21 protein-coding genes are annotated in these 17,533 nt (G+C 59.0%); 7 read left to right on the top strand and 14 right to left on the bottom strand.

What is annotated here, in order from left to right:
- The first annotated feature begins 81 nt into the window (after positions 1 to 81).
- Positions 82 to 924 (top strand): 16S rRNA (adenine(1518)-N(6)/adenine(1519)-N(6))-dimethyltransferase RsmA, encoded by an 843-nt coding sequence (rsmA, locus tag ACR0DH_RS02770; RefSeq protein ID WP_480546979.1) that lies wholly within the window; start codon positions 82 to 84, stop codon positions 922 to 924.
- A 197-nt stretch (positions 925 to 1,121) separates the two neighbouring features.
- Here rsmA and ACR0DH_RS02765 read toward each other — a convergent pair whose 3' ends face one another.
- The 4 genes from ACR0DH_RS02765 to prfA all read right to left on the bottom strand — a co-directional run bounded on the left by ACR0DH_RS02765 (position 1,122) and on the right by prfA (position 4,644).
- Positions 1,122 to 1,679: a hypothetical protein gene (locus ACR0DH_RS02765; protein ID WP_480546977.1), complete on the bottom strand. Its 558-nt coding sequence runs from the start codon at positions 1,677 to 1,679 to the stop codon at positions 1,122 to 1,124.
- Positions 1,680 to 1,914: 235 nt separating this feature from the next.
- A complete protein-coding gene (locus tag ACR0DH_RS02760; RefSeq protein ID WP_480542643.1) occupies positions 1,915 to 2,505 on the bottom strand; it encodes a DUF4167 domain-containing protein in 591 nt (196 codons plus the stop codon).
- 241 nt (positions 2,506 to 2,746) lie between these two features.
- Positions 2,747 to 3,592 (bottom strand): peptide chain release factor N(5)-glutamine methyltransferase, encoded by an 846-nt coding sequence (gene prmC, locus ACR0DH_RS02755; RefSeq protein WP_480546975.1) that lies wholly within the window; start codon positions 3,590 to 3,592, stop codon positions 2,747 to 2,749.
- Positions 3,589 to 4,644 carry a peptide chain release factor 1 gene (prfA, locus tag ACR0DH_RS02750; protein WP_480547306.1) on the bottom strand — a complete coding sequence of 352 codons (1,056 nt, stop codon included), beginning with the start codon at positions 4,642 to 4,644 and terminating at the stop codon, positions 3,589 to 3,591. The genes prmC and prfA overlap by 4 nt, the downstream gene beginning before the upstream one ends.
- Before the next feature lie 63 nt (positions 4,645 to 4,707).
- On the opposite strand from prfA, the gene ACR0DH_RS02745 reads away from it, so the two are divergent.
- The gene (locus ACR0DH_RS02745) at positions 4,708 to 4,998 is read left to right on the top strand and encodes a hypothetical protein (protein ID WP_480546973.1); all 291 of its coding nucleotides are present in this window, start codon (positions 4,708 to 4,710) and stop codon (positions 4,996 to 4,998) included.
- A gap of 3 nt (positions 4,999 to 5,001) precedes the next feature.
- Here the strand turns inward: ACR0DH_RS02745 and ACR0DH_RS02740 are convergent, their stop codons facing one another.
- From ACR0DH_RS02740 to ACR0DH_RS02720, 5 genes are all read right to left on the bottom strand, one after another.
- Positions 5,002 to 5,355 carry a DUF6404 family protein gene (locus tag ACR0DH_RS02740; RefSeq protein ID WP_480546972.1) on the bottom strand — a complete coding sequence of 118 codons (354 nt, stop codon included), beginning with the start codon at positions 5,353 to 5,355 and terminating at the stop codon, positions 5,002 to 5,004.
- A gap of 39 nt (positions 5,356 to 5,394) precedes the next feature.
- Entirely contained in the window at positions 5,395 to 5,790 is a 396-nt protein-coding gene (locus ACR0DH_RS02735) for a DUF1499 domain-containing protein (protein WP_480546970.1), read from the bottom strand.
- Between the two features lie 56 nt (positions 5,791 to 5,846).
- Positions 5,847 to 6,794 (bottom strand): agmatinase, encoded by a 948-nt coding sequence (speB, locus tag ACR0DH_RS02730; RefSeq protein WP_480546968.1) that lies wholly within the window; start codon positions 6,792 to 6,794, stop codon positions 5,847 to 5,849.
- Positions 6,795 to 6,883: 89 nt separating this feature from the next.
- On the bottom strand, positions 6,884 to 7,858 hold the full coding sequence (gene speB / locus ACR0DH_RS02725) for an agmatinase (RefSeq protein ID WP_480546966.1): 975 nt from the start codon (positions 7,856 to 7,858) through the stop codon (positions 6,884 to 6,886).
- 11 nt (positions 7,859 to 7,869) lie between these two features.
- Positions 7,870 to 9,033, bottom strand: coding sequence for a M20 aminoacylase family protein (locus tag ACR0DH_RS02720; protein ID WP_480546964.1), 1,164 nt, complete (start codon positions 9,031 to 9,033; stop codon positions 7,870 to 7,872).
- Positions 9,034 to 9,099: 66 nt separating this feature from the next.
- Here ACR0DH_RS02720 and mazG point away from each other — a divergent pair, with 66 nt between their 5' ends.
- From mazG to ACR0DH_RS02700, 4 genes are all read left to right on the top strand, one after another.
- Positions 9,100 to 9,957, top strand: a complete 858-nt coding sequence (gene mazG, locus ACR0DH_RS02715) for a nucleoside triphosphate pyrophosphohydrolase (RefSeq protein WP_480547304.1) — start codon at positions 9,100 to 9,102, stop codon at positions 9,955 to 9,957.
- A gap of 61 nt (positions 9,958 to 10,018) precedes the next feature.
- On the top strand, positions 10,019 to 10,960 hold the full coding sequence (locus ACR0DH_RS02710) for a nucleoside hydrolase (protein ID WP_480546962.1): 942 nt from the start codon (positions 10,019 to 10,021) through the stop codon (positions 10,958 to 10,960).
- On the top strand, positions 10,957 to 11,406 hold the full coding sequence (locus ACR0DH_RS02705; protein ID WP_480546960.1) for a GNAT family N-acetyltransferase: 450 nt from the start codon (positions 10,957 to 10,959) through the stop codon (positions 11,404 to 11,406). The genes ACR0DH_RS02710 and ACR0DH_RS02705 overlap by 4 nt, the downstream gene beginning before the upstream one ends.
- A 159-nt stretch (positions 11,407 to 11,565) precedes the next feature.
- Positions 11,566 to 11,847 carry a hypothetical protein gene (locus ACR0DH_RS02700; RefSeq protein ID WP_480542627.1) on the top strand — a complete coding sequence of 94 codons (282 nt, stop codon included), beginning with the start codon at positions 11,566 to 11,568 and terminating at the stop codon, positions 11,845 to 11,847.
- A 51-nt stretch (positions 11,848 to 11,898) separates the two neighbouring features.
- Here ACR0DH_RS02700 and eno read toward each other — a convergent pair whose 3' ends face one another.
- From eno to ACR0DH_RS02675, 5 genes are all read right to left on the bottom strand, one after another.
- Positions 11,899 to 13,173, bottom strand: coding sequence for a phosphopyruvate hydratase (gene eno, locus ACR0DH_RS02695; protein ID WP_480546958.1), 1,275 nt, complete (start codon positions 13,171 to 13,173; stop codon positions 11,899 to 11,901).
- A 138-nt stretch (positions 13,174 to 13,311) separates the two neighbouring features.
- Positions 13,312 to 14,190, bottom strand: coding sequence for a DMT family transporter (locus tag ACR0DH_RS02690; RefSeq protein ID WP_480546956.1), 879 nt, complete (start codon positions 14,188 to 14,190; stop codon positions 13,312 to 13,314).
- Positions 14,191 to 14,327: 137 nt separating this feature from the next.
- A complete protein-coding gene (locus ACR0DH_RS02685) occupies positions 14,328 to 14,741 on the bottom strand; it encodes a Fur family transcriptional regulator (RefSeq protein WP_480546954.1) in 414 nt (137 codons plus the stop codon).
- Positions 14,742 to 14,825: 84 nt separating this feature from the next.
- Entirely contained in the window at positions 14,826 to 15,530 is a 705-nt protein-coding gene (locus ACR0DH_RS02680; protein ID WP_480546952.1) for an endonuclease/exonuclease/phosphatase family protein, read from the bottom strand.
- A 76-nt stretch (positions 15,531 to 15,606) separates the two neighbouring features.
- Positions 15,607 to 17,025, bottom strand: coding sequence for a protein adenylyltransferase SelO (locus ACR0DH_RS02675; RefSeq protein ID WP_480546950.1), 1,419 nt, complete (start codon positions 17,023 to 17,025; stop codon positions 15,607 to 15,609).
- An 86-nt stretch (positions 17,026 to 17,111) separates the two neighbouring features.
- Between ACR0DH_RS02675 and ACR0DH_RS02670 the strand changes: the two genes are divergently transcribed.
- Positions 17,112 to 17,531: a cupin domain-containing protein gene (locus tag ACR0DH_RS02670; RefSeq protein WP_480542616.1), complete on the top strand. Its 420-nt coding sequence runs from the start codon at positions 17,112 to 17,114 to the stop codon at positions 17,529 to 17,531.
- The last annotated feature ends 2 nt before the right edge of the window (positions 17,532 to 17,533 follow it).

Raw genomic sequence — 17,533 nt, 5'->3', positions numbered from 1 at the left:
TTCACCTAGCTAAAAATATCCCCGCCGGAGGCAAAAAACGTCTGGCGCTGTCCCATCAATCCGCGCGACTGTAACCGGATCATGAGCGCTATCGACACCCTGCCTCCGCTGCGCGAGGTCATCGCCACCCACCAGCTTTCAGCCCGCAAATCGCTGGGCCAGAACTTCTTGCTCGACCTCAACCTGACCGCCAAGATTGCGCGTCAGGCCGGGGATCTGACCCAATGCGATGTGCTGGAAATCGGCCCCGGCCCCGGCGGCCTGACCCGGGGGTTGCTTTCTGAGGGCGCGCGCAAGGTGGTTGCGGTGGAAAAAGACACGCGCTGTATCGCAGCGCTGAACGACATCGCCGCCGCCTATCCCGGCCAGCTTGAGGTGATCAACGGCGACGCGCTGGAAATCGACCCGCTCGAACACCTGACCCCTCCGATCCGCATCGCCGCCAACCTGCCCTATAATGTAGGCACCGAGCTTCTGGTTCGCTGGCTTACGCCACCCCAATGGCCACCCTTCTGGCAAAGCCTGACCCTGATGTTCCAACGCGAAGTGGCCGAACGCATCGTCGCCCAACCGGGCAATAAAGCCTATGGCCGCCTCGCCATCCTGGCTCAATGGCGGGCCGAGGCTCGCATTGCCATGTCCCTGCCCCCTGGCGCGTTCACGCCACCACCCAAGGTCTCCAGCGCCGTGGTCCACCTGAGTGCCCTGCCCGAACCGCGCTACCCCGCAGACGCCGCAACCCTTTCCCGCGTTGTCGCAGCAGCGTTCAACCAACGCCGCAAAATGCTGCGCGCTTCTCTGAAAGGTGTGGCCCTGGATATCGAAGACCGCCTGATCGCCGCCGGGATCAAACCCACCGAACGCGCAGAACAAGTGCCGTTGGAGGCGTTTTGTGCCTTGGCCCGGGAAATCTGTAAAGGCTGACAATGAGAACCTGACTTGTAAGGTCACGCGAACTCGAAAACCGGTCTTTTCATTCGTCGGGGAATGGACATACACCGACACGCATATTTCCGCTGAGCAAGATAAAGCAGCCATTTACGTCGCTGTGACAAAGGCTGACGTTTCAAGGGACTTAGTCGCTCTTTGAGCGCACCAAGGTGCGTTCTGCCCGAGCGAAACTAATAGTTTTCAAACGTTTCCTCATAGGGCACGCCAACGGCCCGTATTTTATCAACCAACCAAGACAGGCTGACGCCGGAGTATGACCTGAGTTGGATCGGATCCCGCGCGTGGAAATGCACCCAATACTGACGCACATCCATGTCTTCTTGTTTTTGAATGGTCTTGAGTTCTATCCGCTTGATCTCAGCTAACGATGCGGCAAAACCTTCCTCTTTGCCATGTGCGTGATCAGGGACCTGCCAAAGCAGATCGTGGTCGGTAAGCCGGAAATGCCACTCGCCCGTCGTTGACCGCGCGCGCAGCGCAAAGACCAGTTCCTTCAACAGCCTGTAAATCCCGGTGCCTATCATTATAGCGCCGAAAAAGGACCAAACGGTCCAGGCTTCGATTGTGTCAATATCGAGTGATTGGATCTTGTCTTCAGACAGCAGCCGTACCCCAAACCAGATTAGACCCACGGCAAACAAAGGAGCTATGATGAGCCGTGTTCGGTTTCTTCCCCGAACGGATTGACGCACATCGAAATATGGCTTGTCTTCGGCAATTTCTATCACTCTGCCCCCAAGGATGGATTATGAGAACGGCACAGGCGCCATCCTGCGGAAATGCGCATAAACTCTCAATACGCGACGGCCCTGCTGTCAAAGCTTTCCCGACGTTCAAACGCGCTGCGGCTTGCGTTGATTTCGGCCCGGCAGCACCCGCAGCTGGTAGCATTATCAGAATGTTAACATCCAACAAAAAAGCCCTGCGTTTAACGGCAGGGCTTTTTCGGATTTTGTCGCTAACTCACTCCGCCGCTTCGGGCGTGTCGCCGCCGTTTGCCGCTGGCTCATCGCCGGTTTCAGCCGCTGGCTTTGGCTTGCGTTGACGCGGGCGACGCGGGGCTTTTTCCTTGCGCTCTTTCGGCTCAGGGGCTTCGGCATCACTACCTTGATTTTCAGGTGTTTCCACCAGACCCGATTCCGGAGAAGCTGCGGGCGCGTCAAAACCCATGACATCGGGCTGAGGTGCCTCGGCAGGGTCCGCCTGACGGGCCGCTTCGCGTTCCTGGCGTTCGGCGCGTTCGCGATCTCGCTCGGCCTGACGTTCGCGATTCTGGCGTTCCTGCTCTTCGCGGCGGGCTTCGATTTCACGCTGCGCTTCGCTCAACATGCGCAGATAATGCTCCGCGTGCTGCTGAAAGTTCTCGGCGGCAACCCGGTCGTTGGACAGCTGCGCATCGCGCGCCAACTGGTTGTATTTGTCAATGATCTGCTGCGGGGTGCCGCGCACTTTGCCTTCGGGGCCCGAGCTGTCAAAAACACGGTTAACGACGTTACCGCCGGAAGGACGATTGCGGTTATTCTTGGCCCGCGAACGGGATTTGGAAGATCTCATCTTACTTTTCGTCAGCCTTATAAATACGCTGTCGATCAACCCCGTTTTTGCACTGCTCTTAGGCGTTTGCCGCGACGGGATCTCGACTTTTTGGGCTTGGCGTCAGGGGTGCGCTGCAACAGCGTCAACCTCGCCGACTAATCCTGAGTAAGCATGTCCAGCACCGGCAGACAAGAGGATTCTCAGAAATTTCGCAGGTTTTTTACATAAACCGGCGTTTTTCGGCCTCAGTTTCAGGTTTTCATGCTGGCAAACGGGCTCCGACCACGCGGTCACGGCCGTCCAGATCGGGGATAATGCGGATGTCAGACAGGCCAGACGCATCAAACAACGCTGAAACCTGTTGGGCCTGTGTCGGACCAATCTCAACCAGAATGCGCCCGCCGGGCAGCAGAAAGTCGGGCGCATCCGCTGCGATATGGCGATAGGCGTTCAGCCCGTCACCTTCATCGGTCAGCGCCATCCGGGGTTCATGTTCGCGCACTTCGGGCGACAGCCCGGTCATTTCGGAGAGCGATATATAGGGGGGGTTGGACACGATCAGATCAAACTTACCCTCAATGGCTGAAAACCAGTTGGACCGGAGCACGTCCACCCGATCCTGCACCTTGTGCTGTACGGCGTTGGCGCTGGTTTGCAGGCAGGCGGACTCACTTAGATCGACCCCAACGCCCGAGGCGCTGGCGCGTTCGGCCAATAGCGTGATCAGAATGCAACCAGAACCAACTCCAAGATCCAGAACATGATCAAAAGGCTCGCTCAGCGCGGCTTCGATCAGCGCTTCGGTCTCGGGGCGCGGGTCCAGCACATCGCGGCTGACACGGAACCGACGACCATAGAATTCACGTTCGCCCAGCAGATGGGAAACCGGCACACGGATCGCGCGGAGTGAGATCAACTGATCATAGCGCTCGGCGATATCGGGCGCTAACTCTTCGGGCGCAATCAGCGTCACGCGGCTGGCTTCGATTCGGGCGGCGTGCGCCAGCAAAACACGGGCATCGCGGGCCGGATCGTCCACACCCGCCGCGCGCAGACGCGCCGTTGCGGCCACCATGGCCTGCGCTGCCGTTTGCGCGCCGGTCATTGCGCCATCTCGGCCAGCAGTCGGGCCTGATCATCAGCCGTTAGCGCGTCGATCACTTCGTCCAGATCACCCTGCATCACCTGATCCAGCTTATAAAGCGTCAGATTGATGCGGTGGTCGGTCATGCGCCCCTGCGGGAAGTTATAGGTTCTGATCCGCTCAGACCTGTCCCCCGACCCCACCTGACTGGCCCGATCGGCCGAGCGTTCGCTGTCGATGCGCTGGCGTTCCAGATCGTACAGGCGTGTCTTCAGCACCTGCATCGCGATTTCACGGTTGCGGTGCTGGGATTTCTCTGAGCTGGTCACAACCAAACCGGTCGGCAAATGGGTGATCCGCACTGCCGAGTCGGTCGTGTTGACGTGCTGCCCGCCCGCGCCCGAAGATCGCATCGTGTCGATGCGGATATCATTGGCGTCGATCTGGATGTCCACATCCTCAGCCTCGGGCAAAACAGCAACCGTGGCGGCAGAGGTATGAATACGCCCGCCACTTTCGGTTTCGGGCACGCGCTGAACGCGGTGCACGCCGGATTCGTATTTCATCCGCGCAAAGACGTTGTCGCCCTTGATATGGGCCACCACCTCTTTGATCCCGCCGAGGTCCGAGGCCTGTTCCTCGATGATCTCAAACCGCCACCCATGTGCTTCGGCATAGCGTTGATACATCCGCAGAAGGTCTCCGGCGAACAGCGCGGCTTCATCCCCCCCCGTACCCGGGCGGATTTCCAGCATCGCAGGGCGCGCATCTGCCGCGTCCTTGGGCAACAAGGCCAGTTGCAGCGCATGTTCGGCCTCGGGGATGCGTGCCTTCAGTTCTGGAATTTCTTCTTCGGCCAGCTCTTTCATATCCGGGTCGGCCAGCATCACCTCGGCCTCGGCCAAATCCGCCACCAGCTGTCGCCATCCCATGATCTGATCGACCACTGGTTTTAGGTCGGAATACTCCTTCGCCAAGGCTGCAATATCCCCGCCCGAGGCACCATCGGCCATGGCCGCTTCGAGGTATTGGAATCGCTGGGTTATCTGCTCAAGGCGTTCTTCGGGGATCATCCCGGCGGTGTCTATCATCCGGGGGCTTTGGTCAAGGGCCTGCCGTGTGCTAAGCTGCCCTGCATGAAGGGGTTGGTTTTCGTTCTATCGCTGCTCGCCGCGCCCGCAATGGCCGATTATGTCGGACCTGACGGCAAGGTGAGGGATTGCTATTGCACCGACAAAGCGGGGTCACGCGTGGAGCTGGGCGAAATGATTTGCCTACAGGTCGATGGCCGCATGTTCATGGCCCAATGCCAGATGTCGCTGAACGTGCCCATGTGGCGCGAGGTGCAGGAGGGGTGTTTGTCCTCGGGTTTGCATCCAGAATGGCCGAACATCGTACCTTTACCGTTCGACGAGTTCGACTCTTGATCCTCAAAGCTCATTCCAAGAAGTCACCGCCGTCTTTTCGCCAAACAAACGCTCCCAGAGCAAAACAAAGGCTGCGAAAGCAAATCCACCCAAGATGCACATTCCTAGAACGACGATGCTGCCCACAGGTCGACATAACCACCAATGAAGCAGGCAAATATACCCGTTCATGGTAAGCCCAAAGCCCATCGAGTAATAGATAAACTGGCCAATGTTTGACATGTACGGCAAAGGTCTTGGCTGAAGGCCAAGCTTTCGCGCAATACTAAAGCCTATGGGTAATGTGTGCGATTGTTTGAAACCCAATACCCCTAGTTCGTCAAACGCTCTGCAAAGTTTTTCTTTATAGTCGCTCATTCAGGTTTCACGGCTCTAGATAATTATGTTTTCAATAACTTATATCTGCTTCAACCAGCCATCAACGCGGGCCTTGTTCACCCCGAAATCCTTGCGGCCAAAGCGCAAGCGACCATGGATTCGCAACGCGTCTCCGTCCTGCTGGATTGTGGTATAATCAGGAAAGCCAAACACCTTAGTGCGGGTGATGTAGGTGACCATCCCTTCGCTCACCGAGCCGGCCAGAACGCGGGTACGCGGCGTTGCACGAGCGACGTTGTCAAAGCGTGCCAACCCATCTGGACCGGTCTCGACAATCCGAACTACTCCACCCGGCAGATCTCTCTCCGCGCCTTGAGGGGCCACGTGCCAGTGTGCAGCGTCTGAGGGGGCAAGCCGGATATAGGCGCCCATAGCAACGCCCATCGCAATCAATACCCAAAGTACTATCTTCATCTGTCCACTCAATCCATTTGCGTCCAGCCTATCGGCATGGCGCATCGGTCACACCCCTACCGCGACGTCACGCCCGGCAGAATGCACAGTAACTCAAACAACAGATTTGCTGCCGTCAGTGCTGTATTCCCAGAGGGGTCATAGGGTGGCGAAACCTCGACCAGATCACATCCCACCACATTGATGCCCTGCAACGCATGAATCAGCTGTAGCGCCTGTGGTGTGGTCAGCCCCCCGATCTCGGGCGTGCCGGTTCCGGGGGCATAGGCCGGGTCCAGGCTGTCGATATCATAGGTGATATAGACCGGATGATCCTCGACCGTTTTGCGGATTTGCGATCCGATCTGGGTCAGGTTCTGTTGCCACACCTCCCAAGCCGGGAACTGGCGAAAGCCCCAGCCCTTGGCCTCGGTAAAGTCAGTGGCGGCATAGCCTGATCCGCGAATTCCGATCTGAAAGGTCTTGTCGGGGACGATCAGCCCCTCTTCGTAGGCGCGGCGGAAGACGGTGCCGTGGGTCTCGCGCTCGCCAAACATCTCATCATTTACATCCGCATGGGCATCCACGTGGACCAGCGCCACCGGCCCGTGTTTCGCGGCAATCGCCCTTAGGATCGGCAGGGTGATAGAATGATCGCCACCCATAGCGACAGGGGTCACGCCCTGAGCCAGTATTCCGTTATAACTGTCTTTGATGATCTTCAGGCTTTCAGACAGCGAGAATGTGTTGATCGCCAGATCGCCGATATCCGCAATCTGCATGCTGTCAAACGGGGCGGCCGTTGTGGCCATGTTATAGGGTCGGATCATCGCGCTTTCGCTACGGATTTGCTTGGGCCCGAACCGCGTGCCCGACCGCCACGAGGTCCCGATATCCATCGGTATCCCCAACACCGCCACATCCAGCCCCGACAGCGAGGTCGCCTGCGGCAGCCGCATGAACGTGTTCGGCCCGGAAAACCGCGCCAGATCGTTGCCGCTAATGGGTTGATTGTATTCAGTCATGCGCGTTTGGGTCCCATCCCGTCCATTCACTTGCTTAAGCACATACCGGAAGTATGGCTAATCATCGGTTAACGCGCGCCGTTGCACGTTTACTTTTTGTCAGCCATAAGCCTGTTCCACCCCAGCAGGCAAATAATCTGCGTCGCCACGTGGGCCCCGGCAATCGCCGTTGCTCCAGACGTGTCGTAGGGCGGAGAGACCTCGACCACATCCCCGCCCTTGATGTTAATCCCGGCAATATCCCGCAAAATGATCTGTGTCTGGATTGAGGTCAGACCACCCCAGACCGGCGTTCCAGTGCCGGGGGCAAAGGCAGGGTCCAGACCGTCGATATCGAAACTCAGATAGACGGGGCTGTCGCCAAGGATACCCTTGATCTTCTGCGCCACGGCGGCAGGTCCGGATTCGTACACCTCACGCGCGTCAATGATGTTGACGCCCAGAGTATCCTCGTTGCTGGTACGGATACCCACCTGAACCGAACGTTTCGGGTCCACGATCCCCGATTTCACCGCCTTGTAAAACATGGTCCCATGATCGACGCGGGACATATCATCGTCCGCCCAGGTATCCGTATGCGCATCGAACTGCAGCAGGGACATGGGCCCGTATTTCTCGGCATAGGCTTTCAGGATCGGAAAGCTGATATAATGATCGCCACCCAAGGTGACCGAGGCCACGTCAGCCGCCAGAATCGTGCGGATATGATCGGTCAGCGTGTCCGGAAAGGCCGGAATATTGGCGTAGTCATAGGCCATATCGCCATAGTCGACGATCGCCAACTCGCTCAGCGCGTCAAAGGGCCAACCATAGGGTGCATCGGGCGATTGCAGCGCGCTGGCCTCGCGGATCGCGCGGGGGCCAAGCCTTGTGCCGGGGCGGTTCGTCACCGCTTGGTCAAAGGGCACGCCGGTGACAGCGATATCCACACCATTCAGATCCTTGGTGTAAAGCCGCCGCAGAAACGACGTCGCGCCGCCAAAGGTGTTCTCATAGGACAAGCCCTTGAGGTCGGGGTTGGTAAAGGCCTCATCGACCTGATGTTTTGCGTCTTCCAGTGCCATGTCTTGTACCCTCAGCCCAGCGGCTGCGCCTTTTCCACGATCCGGGCAAAGAACGAGGCCCCGACCGGCGCGATATCGTCGTTGAAGTTGTATTTCGGGTGATGCAACCCGGCGCCCTCACCCTGACCCAGAAACAGATACGCCCCCGGACGCGCCTGCAGCATGTATGAGAAATCCTCGGCCCCCATATCGCGGCCCATATTGTCGACAACGCGGTCCTCACCTGAGACCTCGCGCGCCACATCTGCGGCAAAGGCCGTTTTCTCGGCGTCATTGATCGTCGCCGGATAGCCAATCTGATAGTCTAACGTCGCCTCAACCCCATAAGAGGCCGCCTGCCCCGCCACGATCTGCCCCATCCGCTCCATCACCATCTTCTGCACCGACGGGTCAAAGGTGCGGACTGTGCCGTTCAGATAGGCGGTATCCGGGATTACGTTGTTTACGGTTCCGGCATGGATCTGTGTGACCGAGACCACCAGATCCTCGACCGCGTAGTGGTTTCGGCTGACGATGGTCTGGATCGCCTGTGCGATCCCACAGGCCGCCATCACCGGGTCCTTGGTCTGATGCGGCAATGCGCCATGACCGCCGACCCCCTGTACATGAATCTCAAACGTATCGACCGCGGCCATGATCGGTCCGGCCGTGGTGTAAAACGCGCCTTCGGGGTTTCCGGGATCGTTGTGGATGCCATAGACCTGAGAGATATCGAACCGATCCATGATGCCCTCCTGCACCATCACATCGGCGCCGCCGCCCTCTTCCTCGGCCGGTTGAAAGATCAGCGCCACACGGCCTGCGAAATTCCGTGTTTCGGCCAGATAGCGCGCGGCCCCCAGCAGCATTGTCGTGTGCCCGTCATGGCCGCAGGCATGCATCTTGCCGGGGTTTTTCGAGGCGTATTCAACCCCCGTTTCCTCGGGGATTGGCAGAGCGTCCATATCCGCGCGCAAGCCGATGGTTGGCCCGTCCCCCTGCCCGTTGATGATCGCCACCATCCCGGTCTTGGCGATCCCTTCATGCAGCTCATCGACGCCAAACTCGCGCAGGCGCTCGGCAACAAAAGCGGCTGTCTCGTAGCATTCGAACTCCAGTTCAGGGATCGTATGCAGGTGCTGGCGCCACTTGGCCATATCGGCGGCAAAATCGGCAATGCGGTTGACGACGGGCATCTGGGGTGGACTCCTGATCGGGACTGCGGAATGGATGCATCTGACACCGGAACGAAAGGGTTCGCAATGGCTGAAAATCCTCTGATCCATGACAGCGATGCGGGTATCGAGCGCCTGCTGGAAATCATGCGCCGTTTGCGCGACCCGGAGTCTGGCTGCCCCTGGGATATTGAACAGGATTTTTCGACCATCGCGCCCTACACGATCGAGGAAGCCTACGAGGTCGCCGATGCCATCGAGCGTGAGGCCTACGATGAGCTGAAGGGAGAACTTGGCGACCTTCTATTCCAATCCGTTTTCCACGCGCAAATGGCTGAGGAAGCAGGGCATTTCACCTTTCAGGACATCGTGCGCACCATGTCCGACAAAATGGTCGCCCGTCATCCGCATGTGTTCGGCGACGAATCGCGTGAAAAGTCCGCCGACCAGCAAACCAAGGATTGGGAAACCATCAAAGCTGCCGAACGTGCGGGCAAGGAACAGAAAGGCGCGCTGGATGGTGTGGCCGCCAACCTGCCCGCCCTTCTGCGGGCCCAAAAACTGCAAAAACGCGCTGCCCGCGTGGGATTTGACTGGCCCGATGCCAGCCATGTGCTTGCCAAAATCACCGAAGAGGCTGCCGAACTGGAAGAGGCGCGCGACAGTATGGATGCAGATGCGCTCGAGGATGAGTTTGGCGATCTGTTATTCGTCATGGTGAATCTGGGCCGTCATTTGGGCATCGAGGCTGAAACCGCGCTGCGTCGCACCAATGCCAAATTCACCCGTCGCTTTGAGAAGGTCGAGGCACGGCTAGCTAACCGTGGCAGAACGCCGTCACAAAGCGATCTGGCCGAGATGGATGCGCTGTGGGATGAGGTGAAAACCGAAGAACACCGCGCCAACGGCAAAGTTCTGCCTCCGGATGCCAAGACCGGGGCCTGAATCCGCTGGACAAGCGCAGTGACACTTGCGAGTGTCCGCGCTTCAAGACACCGGAGGCACAATGGCACCGCGCAAGATCATCATCGACACCGACCCCGGACAGGACGACGCCGTCGCCATTCTGCTGGCCCTGGCCAGCCCGGAAGAGATCGAGGTTCTAGGCATCATCGCCGTCGCCGGAAACGTGCCGCTGGAGCTGACGGCCAAAAACGCCCGCATCGTGTGTGAACTGGCAGGGCGCACGGATATACCCGTCTATGCTGGATGCGACCGCCCGCTGAAACGCCCGCTGGTCACCGCCGAACATGTCCACGGCAAAACCGGGCTGGACGGCCCTGTTCTGCCGGACCCGCAGATGCCTCTGGCCGAGGGGCACGGCGTGGAGTTCATCATCGAAACCCTGCGCGCGCAGGAGCCCGGTACGGTGACGCTCTGCCCGTTGGGGCCGCTGACCAATATCGCCACGGCCTTTCAGAACGCACCGGATATCATCGACCGGGTGCAGGAGATCGTCCTGATGGGCGGCGCGTATTTTGAGGTTGGGAACATAACACCAGCCGCCGAATTTAACATTTATGTCGACCCAGAAGCTGCTGAAATCGTGTTTAAATCCGGTGTTCATGTTGTTGTGATGCCGCTGGATGTCACACATGATGCACTGGTCACGCCCCATCGCAACGATGCGTTCCGCGCGCTCGGCAGCAAGGTGGGCCATGCGGTGGCCGAGATGACCGATTTCTTCGAACGGTTCGACAAGGAAAAATACGGATCAGAAGGTGCGCCGCTGCACGACCCGTGCGTGACCGCCTATCTGATCCAACCAGAGCTGTTCTCGGGTCGTCATATCAATGTTGAGATCGAAACCCAGTCTGAGCTGACCTTGGGTATGACCGTCGCGGACTGGTGGGGCGTAACCGACCGTACACCAAACGCCATGTTCATGGGCGACGTGGACGCGCATGGCTTTTTCACGCTTCTGACGGAAAGGCTGGCCCGTCTATGACCGCCGCGCTCCGCCTGGCCCGCCCCGAGGATCTGGATCGCCTGATGACGTTGGTTTCGGCCTTCCATGGCGAAGAGGGTATTGAACAGGACGACCAGAAACGCCGCATTGCGCTAACCCCGTTGCTGGACGGCATTCCACATGGATGTGTTTACCTGATCGGCCCGGGCCGCGCTCCGTTGGGCTACGTCATCCTGACCTTCGGCTGGTCGGTCGAGTTTGGCGGCATGGATGCGTTTGTAGATGAGATTTACATTCGCCCTGCCGTTCGTGGCCGAGGCATCGCAACCGAGGTTCTGCTGGAGCTGCCCAAAGCCCTGGCCGGAGCTGGTCTGACCGCCCTGCATCTTGAGGTCGACCGCACGAATGAGGCAGCGCAAAAGCTATATCTGCGCACCGGCTTCAAAGCGCGTGAGCGGTACATGCTAATGAGCAAGATTCTCTGAGCGCTCAACTCTTTGCATTCCGAACCCCTTGTGTCCGCACGGCCCAGCTTTCAGGGCTATAGTGGTTGTTTTTGATCCATCTTTCCCCGTGACCGCGGCTCTCTCTGACATTTAGACAGCGCGGCACAATCAAAAGCAGACATTTAAAGGGATACGCAGATGGAACAATTGATCGGACAATTGATCGGCGGCGCAATTGGCGGCTCGGGTGGCGGCAAGATCGTCAAAGGCTCGGATATGGGTAATCTGGGCAACATGCTCGCCGGGGCCGTGGGCGGCGTTGGCGGTGGCCAGTTGCTAAGCGGCCTAATGGGTGCTGGCGGCGCGGCGGCAGGCGGTATGGATATTGGTGCGCTTGCTGCAAACTTTGTCGGCGGTGGGATCGCCGGGCTGGTTGTTCAAGTCGTTGTCGGCATGATCATTAAGAAGATCAAGGGCTAACACCTTTTGCGCCAGCAAAAACGGGGGCGAGAGGCCCCCGTTTTTTTTTGTTTATTTCAGGATCGACGCGCCCGCGTATTCGGCAACTTCGCCCAGAGATTCCTCGATGCGGATCAACTGGTTGTACTTGGCCAACCGGTCCGACCGCGCCAACGAGCCGGTTTTGATCTGACCACAATTCGTTGCAACTGCCAGATCGGCAATCGTGGCGTCCTCGGTTTCGCCCGAGCGGTGCGACATCACGTTGGTGTACCGCGCGCGGTGGGCCATATCGACGGCGCGCAGCGTTTCGGTCAGCGACCCGATCTGGTTCACCTTGACCAGCATCGAGTTCGCACAGCCGCGCTCGATCCCTTCGGCCAGACGAGCCGGATTGGTCACGAACAGGTCGTCTCCCACCAGTTGCACCTTGTCGCCAATCGCGTCGGTCAGCGCCTTCCAGCCATCCCAGTCATCCTCAGACATGCCGTCTTCGATTGAAATGATCGGATAGTCATCGACCAGCGCCGCCAGATAGGCCGCGTTTTCCTCGGATGTCAGGGTCGTGCCCTCGCCCGCCAGAACATATTTGCCGTCTTTGAAGTATTCAGTTGCCGCGCAATCCAGTGCCAGATGGATTTCCTCACCCGGCTTGTACCCCGCCTTTTCAATGGATTTCAGGATGAAATCCAAGGCTTCGCGGGTGGATGCGATGTTCGGGGCAAAACCGCCCTCATCACCCACACCCGTGGCCAGACCCGCAGATGAGAGCTCTTTCTTCAGTGTGTGGAACACCTCAGAGCCCATGCGCACCGCCTCGCGGATATTCGTGGCCGAGGTCGGCATGATCATGAATTCCTGAATGTCGATTGGGTTATCGGCATGTTCGCCGCCATTGATGATGTTCATCATCGGCACCGGCAGCACGCGCGCCGAGGTGCCGCCGACATAGCGGTACAGGGGCTGCGTGGTGAAATCCGCCGCGGCCTTCGCGGTCGCCAGCGAGACACCCAGTATCGCGTTTGCGCCCAAACGGCCTTTGTTTTCCGTCCCGTCCAACTCGATCATCGCCTGGTCGATGGCCACCTGCTCGGTCGCGTCAAACCCAACCAGTTCTTCGGCGATTTCACCGTTCACCGCAGCGACGGCTTCCAGCACACCCTTGCCCATGTAGCGCGCCTTGTCGCCGTCACGCTTTTCGACCGCCTCATAAGCTCCAGTCGATGCGCCCGAAGGGACTGCCGCACGGCCCATGGTGCCGTCTTCCAGAATCACGTCCACTTCGACCGTCGGGTTGCCCCGGCTGTCAAGAATTTCACGTGCATGGATGTCGATGATGGTGCTCATGAGGCCCGTCCCTGTGGCTGAAATCAGTTGCACGCCTCATAGCAGCAACCAGCAAAAAGTAAACCTATCACGTTACCGCTAACACCCATATTCTCTGGCCTTTAGGGCTAACAGTTTGCTGTTTGCGCCAACAAGCGATCAGGCTGGAACCATCTGCCGCGCCAGCCGACGCTCACGGACAAAGGTGTAAAGGCCCGAACCGATGATCAGCGTGGCGCCTGCCAGGGTCAGTGCATCCGGGCGCTCGCTGAACATCAAACTGCCTGCGATCATCGAGAACACAAGACGGGTATAGCGGAAAGGCATCATGGCCGACGCCTCACCCACACGCATCGCTGCCACGATACCGTAATACCCCAACATGCTGAACACAAAGGCGGCCACGTACGGCAAAACCTGAGCCGATTGCACCGGAGCATAGATTTGCCCTGTGGTCAGCATCAACACGGCACCGGCAATGATGGCAGCGAAATAGGCCTGCATCGCAACCACGGTCGAGGCGACACGAACGTCCAGCCTGCGGGTGATCAGATCACGCGCGGCAATCAGAAAGACAGTTGCAACAACCAGCAGGGTTTCGGGCTGGAACCCCTCCAGCCCCGGGCGGATGATCATCAGAACGCCGATGAATCCGACGCCAATGGCGCTCCAACGGCGCCAGCCTACCTGCTCGCCCAGAAACAGCGCGGCCCCCATCGTCACCGCCAAGGGCAGCGCCTGAAACACCGCTGCCACCGTTGACAGATCGATCAGAGACAGTGCGGTCACGAACAACACCGCGCCCAGCCCCTCAGAGGCCGCACGCGCAAGCGGCAAGAGCCCCCATGCTGCCGGATCAAAGATCCGCTTACGCGATGCGACCGAAAAGATGGCAAAGCTGCCACCACAGACGATGCCCAGCGCAATCAAGATCTGCCCGGTCGGCACGTTGGCTGACAGGTGTTTGATAAACATATCTTCGATTGCAAAAGCTGCCATCGACCCGATAAGCAGCAAGATGCCGTTTACGTTGTTCATGCGCGTTTCCATTGGATCGGACCGCAAACCAGCAGGCCCAATGGTCACCAGAACCGAAACGCCTGCGACGCTGCAAGCAAAATTGCTTCAATTTTCAATGAATTCCCGTGCGCCGACCAATTGCTTTTTGTGATATGTCAGTCTTTGTCCAACGGCACACCATAAAGTTCCAGCCGATGGCCTTTAAGCTTGTAGCCCAGCTTGGCAGCGATTTTTTCCTGCAGAACCTCGATCTCGGGATCGACAAATTCAATCACCTCGCCCGATTGCATGTCGATCAGATGATCATGGTGATCACGTTCTGCATCTTCATAGCGGGCGCGCCCGTCACCGAACTCAAGCCGTTCGAGAATCCCCGCCTCTTCAAACAGCTTGACGGTGCGGTACACCGTGGCGATCGAAATACCGGAATCCAGCGCAGAGGCACGGGCATACAGCTCTTCCACATCGGGGTGATCGGCGCTCTGTTCCAGCACCTGCGCGATGATGCGTCGCTGGCCTGTCATGCGCAGGCCCTTGGTCTCACAACGCGAGATAATCGTATCCGACATGATGCCCCTCAGCCGCTTCTTGGGTTGCTGTCATAACCGGTCTGATCGCCCAGCGCTACAGGGATTCGACGACCCAGGTTGAGATCATACCGCGCGCTGTAAATCTGCCCAGATCGGCAAATGATCCGAGGCGATATGGGCTGGGCGATCCTGATGCGCCCCGTGATCCAGTGCCGTGATCCCCTGCCCCAAGGCGATCCGATCCAGTGCACCCAGCGGCTGCGCCGCCGGAAAGCTGGCGACCGGTGGCAAAAACCGCATCTCGGGCACCAGCTTGTCCAGCACGGGCTGGCGTGACCATTCGTTGAAATCCCCGGCCCATACGGTGGGCATTTCATCCAGCCCGTCATCACACCGTCGGATATGCGTGATCTGCTGACGCCGGGACGCAGGCAGCAACCCCAGATGCAGGCCCATCACCCGCAGCGGCCCGATCTGTGTGTCGAATTCAACCCGAACAGCGCCGCGCGGCTCGAACCCCGGCAACTCGTGGTGATCTGTTGTGCGGACCGAGATCTGGTCGCCCCGCCAGATCACCGCATTGCCATGCCAGCCCAGACTGCCCGCTCCGCCCAGATCAACGATCTGCCAGCCAGCTTCATCCAGCATGAAATGCGGTAAAGCGGCAGGGCGCGGTGGCAGGCGTTTGTCGGCCTCCTGCAGCACAACGATATCCGCTTGCATCCCGTCAAGGACCTGCATGATCCGCTGCGGCTGACGTCGGAAATCCAGCCCGACGCATTTCTGGATATTGTAACTGGCAAGACGCAAGGTCTGGGCTGAAGTCATGATCGCAGTCTAAGCAGCTGAGCAAACGGTCATTTTATGTAGCGACAAAGCCAGACGCGAAACAAGCCCGCGCTGCTCATGTCCCGCAGAACGTTGCCTGAACAACCTCACTGGATGTCGGGGGCCGCATCAGGTCTGCCGCCTCGGGCTGATCCTCATAAGGCTGCGCCAGAACCGTGTTCAGTCGATGGAACGGGGCATAATCGCCCTTTACAGCGGCCTCGATCATCTGCTCCACGCGATGATTGCGCGGAATGAAAGCCGGGTTCGCGGCGATCATCACCACTCGTGGATCGTCTTCCCTATCCAGTCGCGCGGTCCAACCGTCCGCCCAGCCGTCAAAGGCGCTTGGATCGGTGAACTGGTCTCGCGCAGCATTGCCCGCCAAAGCACGGAACGTATTGGTGAAATCCGCCTGGTTTTCAGCCATGCGCTTCAACAGGTCAGAGATCAGGTCTTGATCCGCCTCTTCCGCGCGCGTCAGGCCGATCTTAGCCCGGAACCGCGTCAGCCATTGCTCCTGCAACAGATCAGGCATCGCATGCACAATCTCGGTCGCCTCTTCCACGGCGGCCTCTTTATCTTCCATCTGCTGGATCAGAGCGGTCGCCAGCTGCGCCAAGTTCCACACGGCGATATCCGGTTGGTTGGAATAGGCATAGCGCCCCATCCGGTCAATCGAGCTATAGACGGTATTGGGGTGATAGCTGTCCATGAAGGCGCAAGGGCCATAATCAATGGTCTCACCGGCTATCGAGGAATTGTCGGTGTTCATCACCCCGTGAATAAACCCAACGCTCATCCAATGCGCAATCAGCCGCGCCTGCGCATCGCGCACCCCGCGCAGCAGGCCCATCGGCCCGTCGGCCTGCGGGTAGTGGCGTTCGATGGCATAGTCGGTCAGCCGTCGCAGGTTTTCCAACTGCCCACGCGCCGCAAACACCTGAAACGTGCCCACCCGCAGATGGCTACGGGCCACGCGGGTCAAAACCGCACCCGGCATCGCCACTTCGCGATAGACAGGCTCACCTGTTTCCACGGCCGCCAGTGCCCGGGTGGTTGACACGCCCAGCGCATGCATCGCCTCTGACACCACATATTCGCGCAGAACCGGCCCCAACCAGGCGCGCCCATCCCCCCGCCGCGAAAACGGCGTAGGCCCCGAGCCCTTGAGTTGGATATCCCGCCGCACGCCATCGGCCCCAATGGTCTCACCCAGCAACACGGCGCGCCCATCGCCCAGTTGCGGATTATAAGTCCCAAACTGATGCCCGGAATAGAGCTGCGCCAAGGGTTCTGCCCCATTTGGCAGCGCATTTCCGGCAAAGACTTCGGCCATTTCTTGCGCTTCGCCGGGCGATATCCGCAGCAGTCGCGCCAGATCTTCGTTGAACGCGATCAGCGTTGGTGCCCGCACGGGCACAGGCGCTTGCCGAGAAAAGAACGCATCGGGCAAACGGGCGTAACTGTTGTCAAACGGGATCGTCAGGGTCATGTCGCAAACATATGAGCTGCGCCGACAATTGCCATAGCAGATCGCGCGCGCCCGTGCATAATCCAGACAGAAACGCCGAGGATACCATGACCGCCGACGACATCATCACCCACCTGAACCTGCAGCGCCATCCAGAAGGCGGCTGGTTCAAGGAAACTTGGCGCGCCGATAATCCCGGCCGCGCCACAGGCACCTGTATCTACTTTCTACTGCAAGCCGGAGAGAACAGCCATTGGCACCGCGTCGACGCCACCGAAATCTGGCTCTACCACTCCGGTGCGCCGCTGATCCTGTCCCTCAGCGAAACGGATCAGGGTCCGGCCACCGATCACCTGCTGACCCCCGACCTGACCGCAGGTGCGCCGCAGTTGATCGTGCCCAAAGACCATTGGCAAGCCGCGCGCAGCACTGGCGATTTCACTTTGGTCAGCTGTACCGTTTCACCGGGGTTCGAGTTCGAAGGCTTCGAACTGGCCGCGCCCGGGTTCGACATTCCAAAGGCGTGATC

It is taken from the genome of Ruegeria sp. I1 (genome assembly GCF_056532675.1).
This window is presented reverse-complemented; position numbering and strand designations above follow the sequence as displayed.

Bases quoted from the DNA above. Each gene is read 5' to 3' on its own strand.
- rsmA (WP_480546979.1), top strand. From the start codon at position 82: ATGAGCGCTATCGACACCCTGCCTCCGCTGCGCGAGGTCATCGCCACC.
- ACR0DH_RS02760 (WP_480542643.1), bottom strand. From the start codon at position 2,505: ATGAGATCTTCCAAATCCCGTTCGCGGGCCAAGAATAACCGCAATCGT.
- prmC (WP_480546975.1), bottom strand. From the start codon at position 3,592: ATGACCGGCGCGCAAACGGCAGCGCAGGCCATGGTGGCCGCAACGGCG.
- prfA (WP_480547306.1), bottom strand. From the start codon at position 4,644: ATGATCCCCGAAGAACGCCTTGAGCAGATAACCCAGCGATTCCAATAC.
- ACR0DH_RS02745 (WP_480546973.1), top strand. From the start codon at position 4,708: ATGAAGGGGTTGGTTTTCGTTCTATCGCTGCTCGCCGCGCCCGCAATG.
- ACR0DH_RS02740 (WP_480546972.1), bottom strand. From the start codon at position 5,355: ATGAGCGACTATAAAGAAAAACTTTGCAGAGCGTTTGACGAACTAGGG.
- ACR0DH_RS02735 (WP_480546970.1), bottom strand. From the start codon at position 5,790: ATGAAGATAGTACTTTGGGTATTGATTGCGATGGGCGTTGCTATGGGC.
- speB (WP_480546968.1), bottom strand. From the start codon at position 6,794: ATGACTGAATACAATCAACCCATTAGCGGCAACGATCTGGCGCGGTTT.
- speB (WP_480546966.1), bottom strand. From the start codon at position 7,858: ATGGCACTGGAAGACGCAAAACATCAGGTCGATGAGGCCTTTACCAAC.
- ACR0DH_RS02720 (WP_480546964.1), bottom strand. From the start codon at position 9,033: ATGCCCGTCGTCAACCGCATTGCCGATTTTGCCGCCGATATGGCCAAG.
- mazG (WP_480547304.1), top strand. From the start codon at position 9,100: ATGGCTGAAAATCCTCTGATCCATGACAGCGATGCGGGTATCGAGCGC.
- ACR0DH_RS02710 (WP_480546962.1), top strand. From the start codon at position 10,019: ATGGCACCGCGCAAGATCATCATCGACACCGACCCCGGACAGGACGAC.
- ACR0DH_RS02705 (WP_480546960.1), top strand. From the start codon at position 10,957: ATGACCGCCGCGCTCCGCCTGGCCCGCCCCGAGGATCTGGATCGCCTG.
- ACR0DH_RS02700 (WP_480542627.1), top strand. From the start codon at position 11,566: ATGGAACAATTGATCGGACAATTGATCGGCGGCGCAATTGGCGGCTCG.
- eno (WP_480546958.1), bottom strand. From the start codon at position 13,173: ATGAGCACCATCATCGACATCCATGCACGTGAAATTCTTGACAGCCGG.
- ACR0DH_RS02690 (WP_480546956.1), bottom strand. From the start codon at position 14,190: ATGAACAACGTAAACGGCATCTTGCTGCTTATCGGGTCGATGGCAGCT.
- ACR0DH_RS02685 (WP_480546954.1), bottom strand. From the start codon at position 14,741: ATGTCGGATACGATTATCTCGCGTTGTGAGACCAAGGGCCTGCGCATG.
- ACR0DH_RS02680 (WP_480546952.1), bottom strand. From the start codon at position 15,530: ATGACTTCAGCCCAGACCTTGCGTCTTGCCAGTTACAATATCCAGAAA.
- ACR0DH_RS02675 (WP_480546950.1), bottom strand. From the start codon at position 17,025: ATGACCCTGACGATCCCGTTTGACAACAGTTACGCCCGTTTGCCCGAT.
- ACR0DH_RS02670 (WP_480542616.1), top strand. From the start codon at position 17,112: ATGACCGCCGACGACATCATCACCCACCTGAACCTGCAGCGCCATCCA.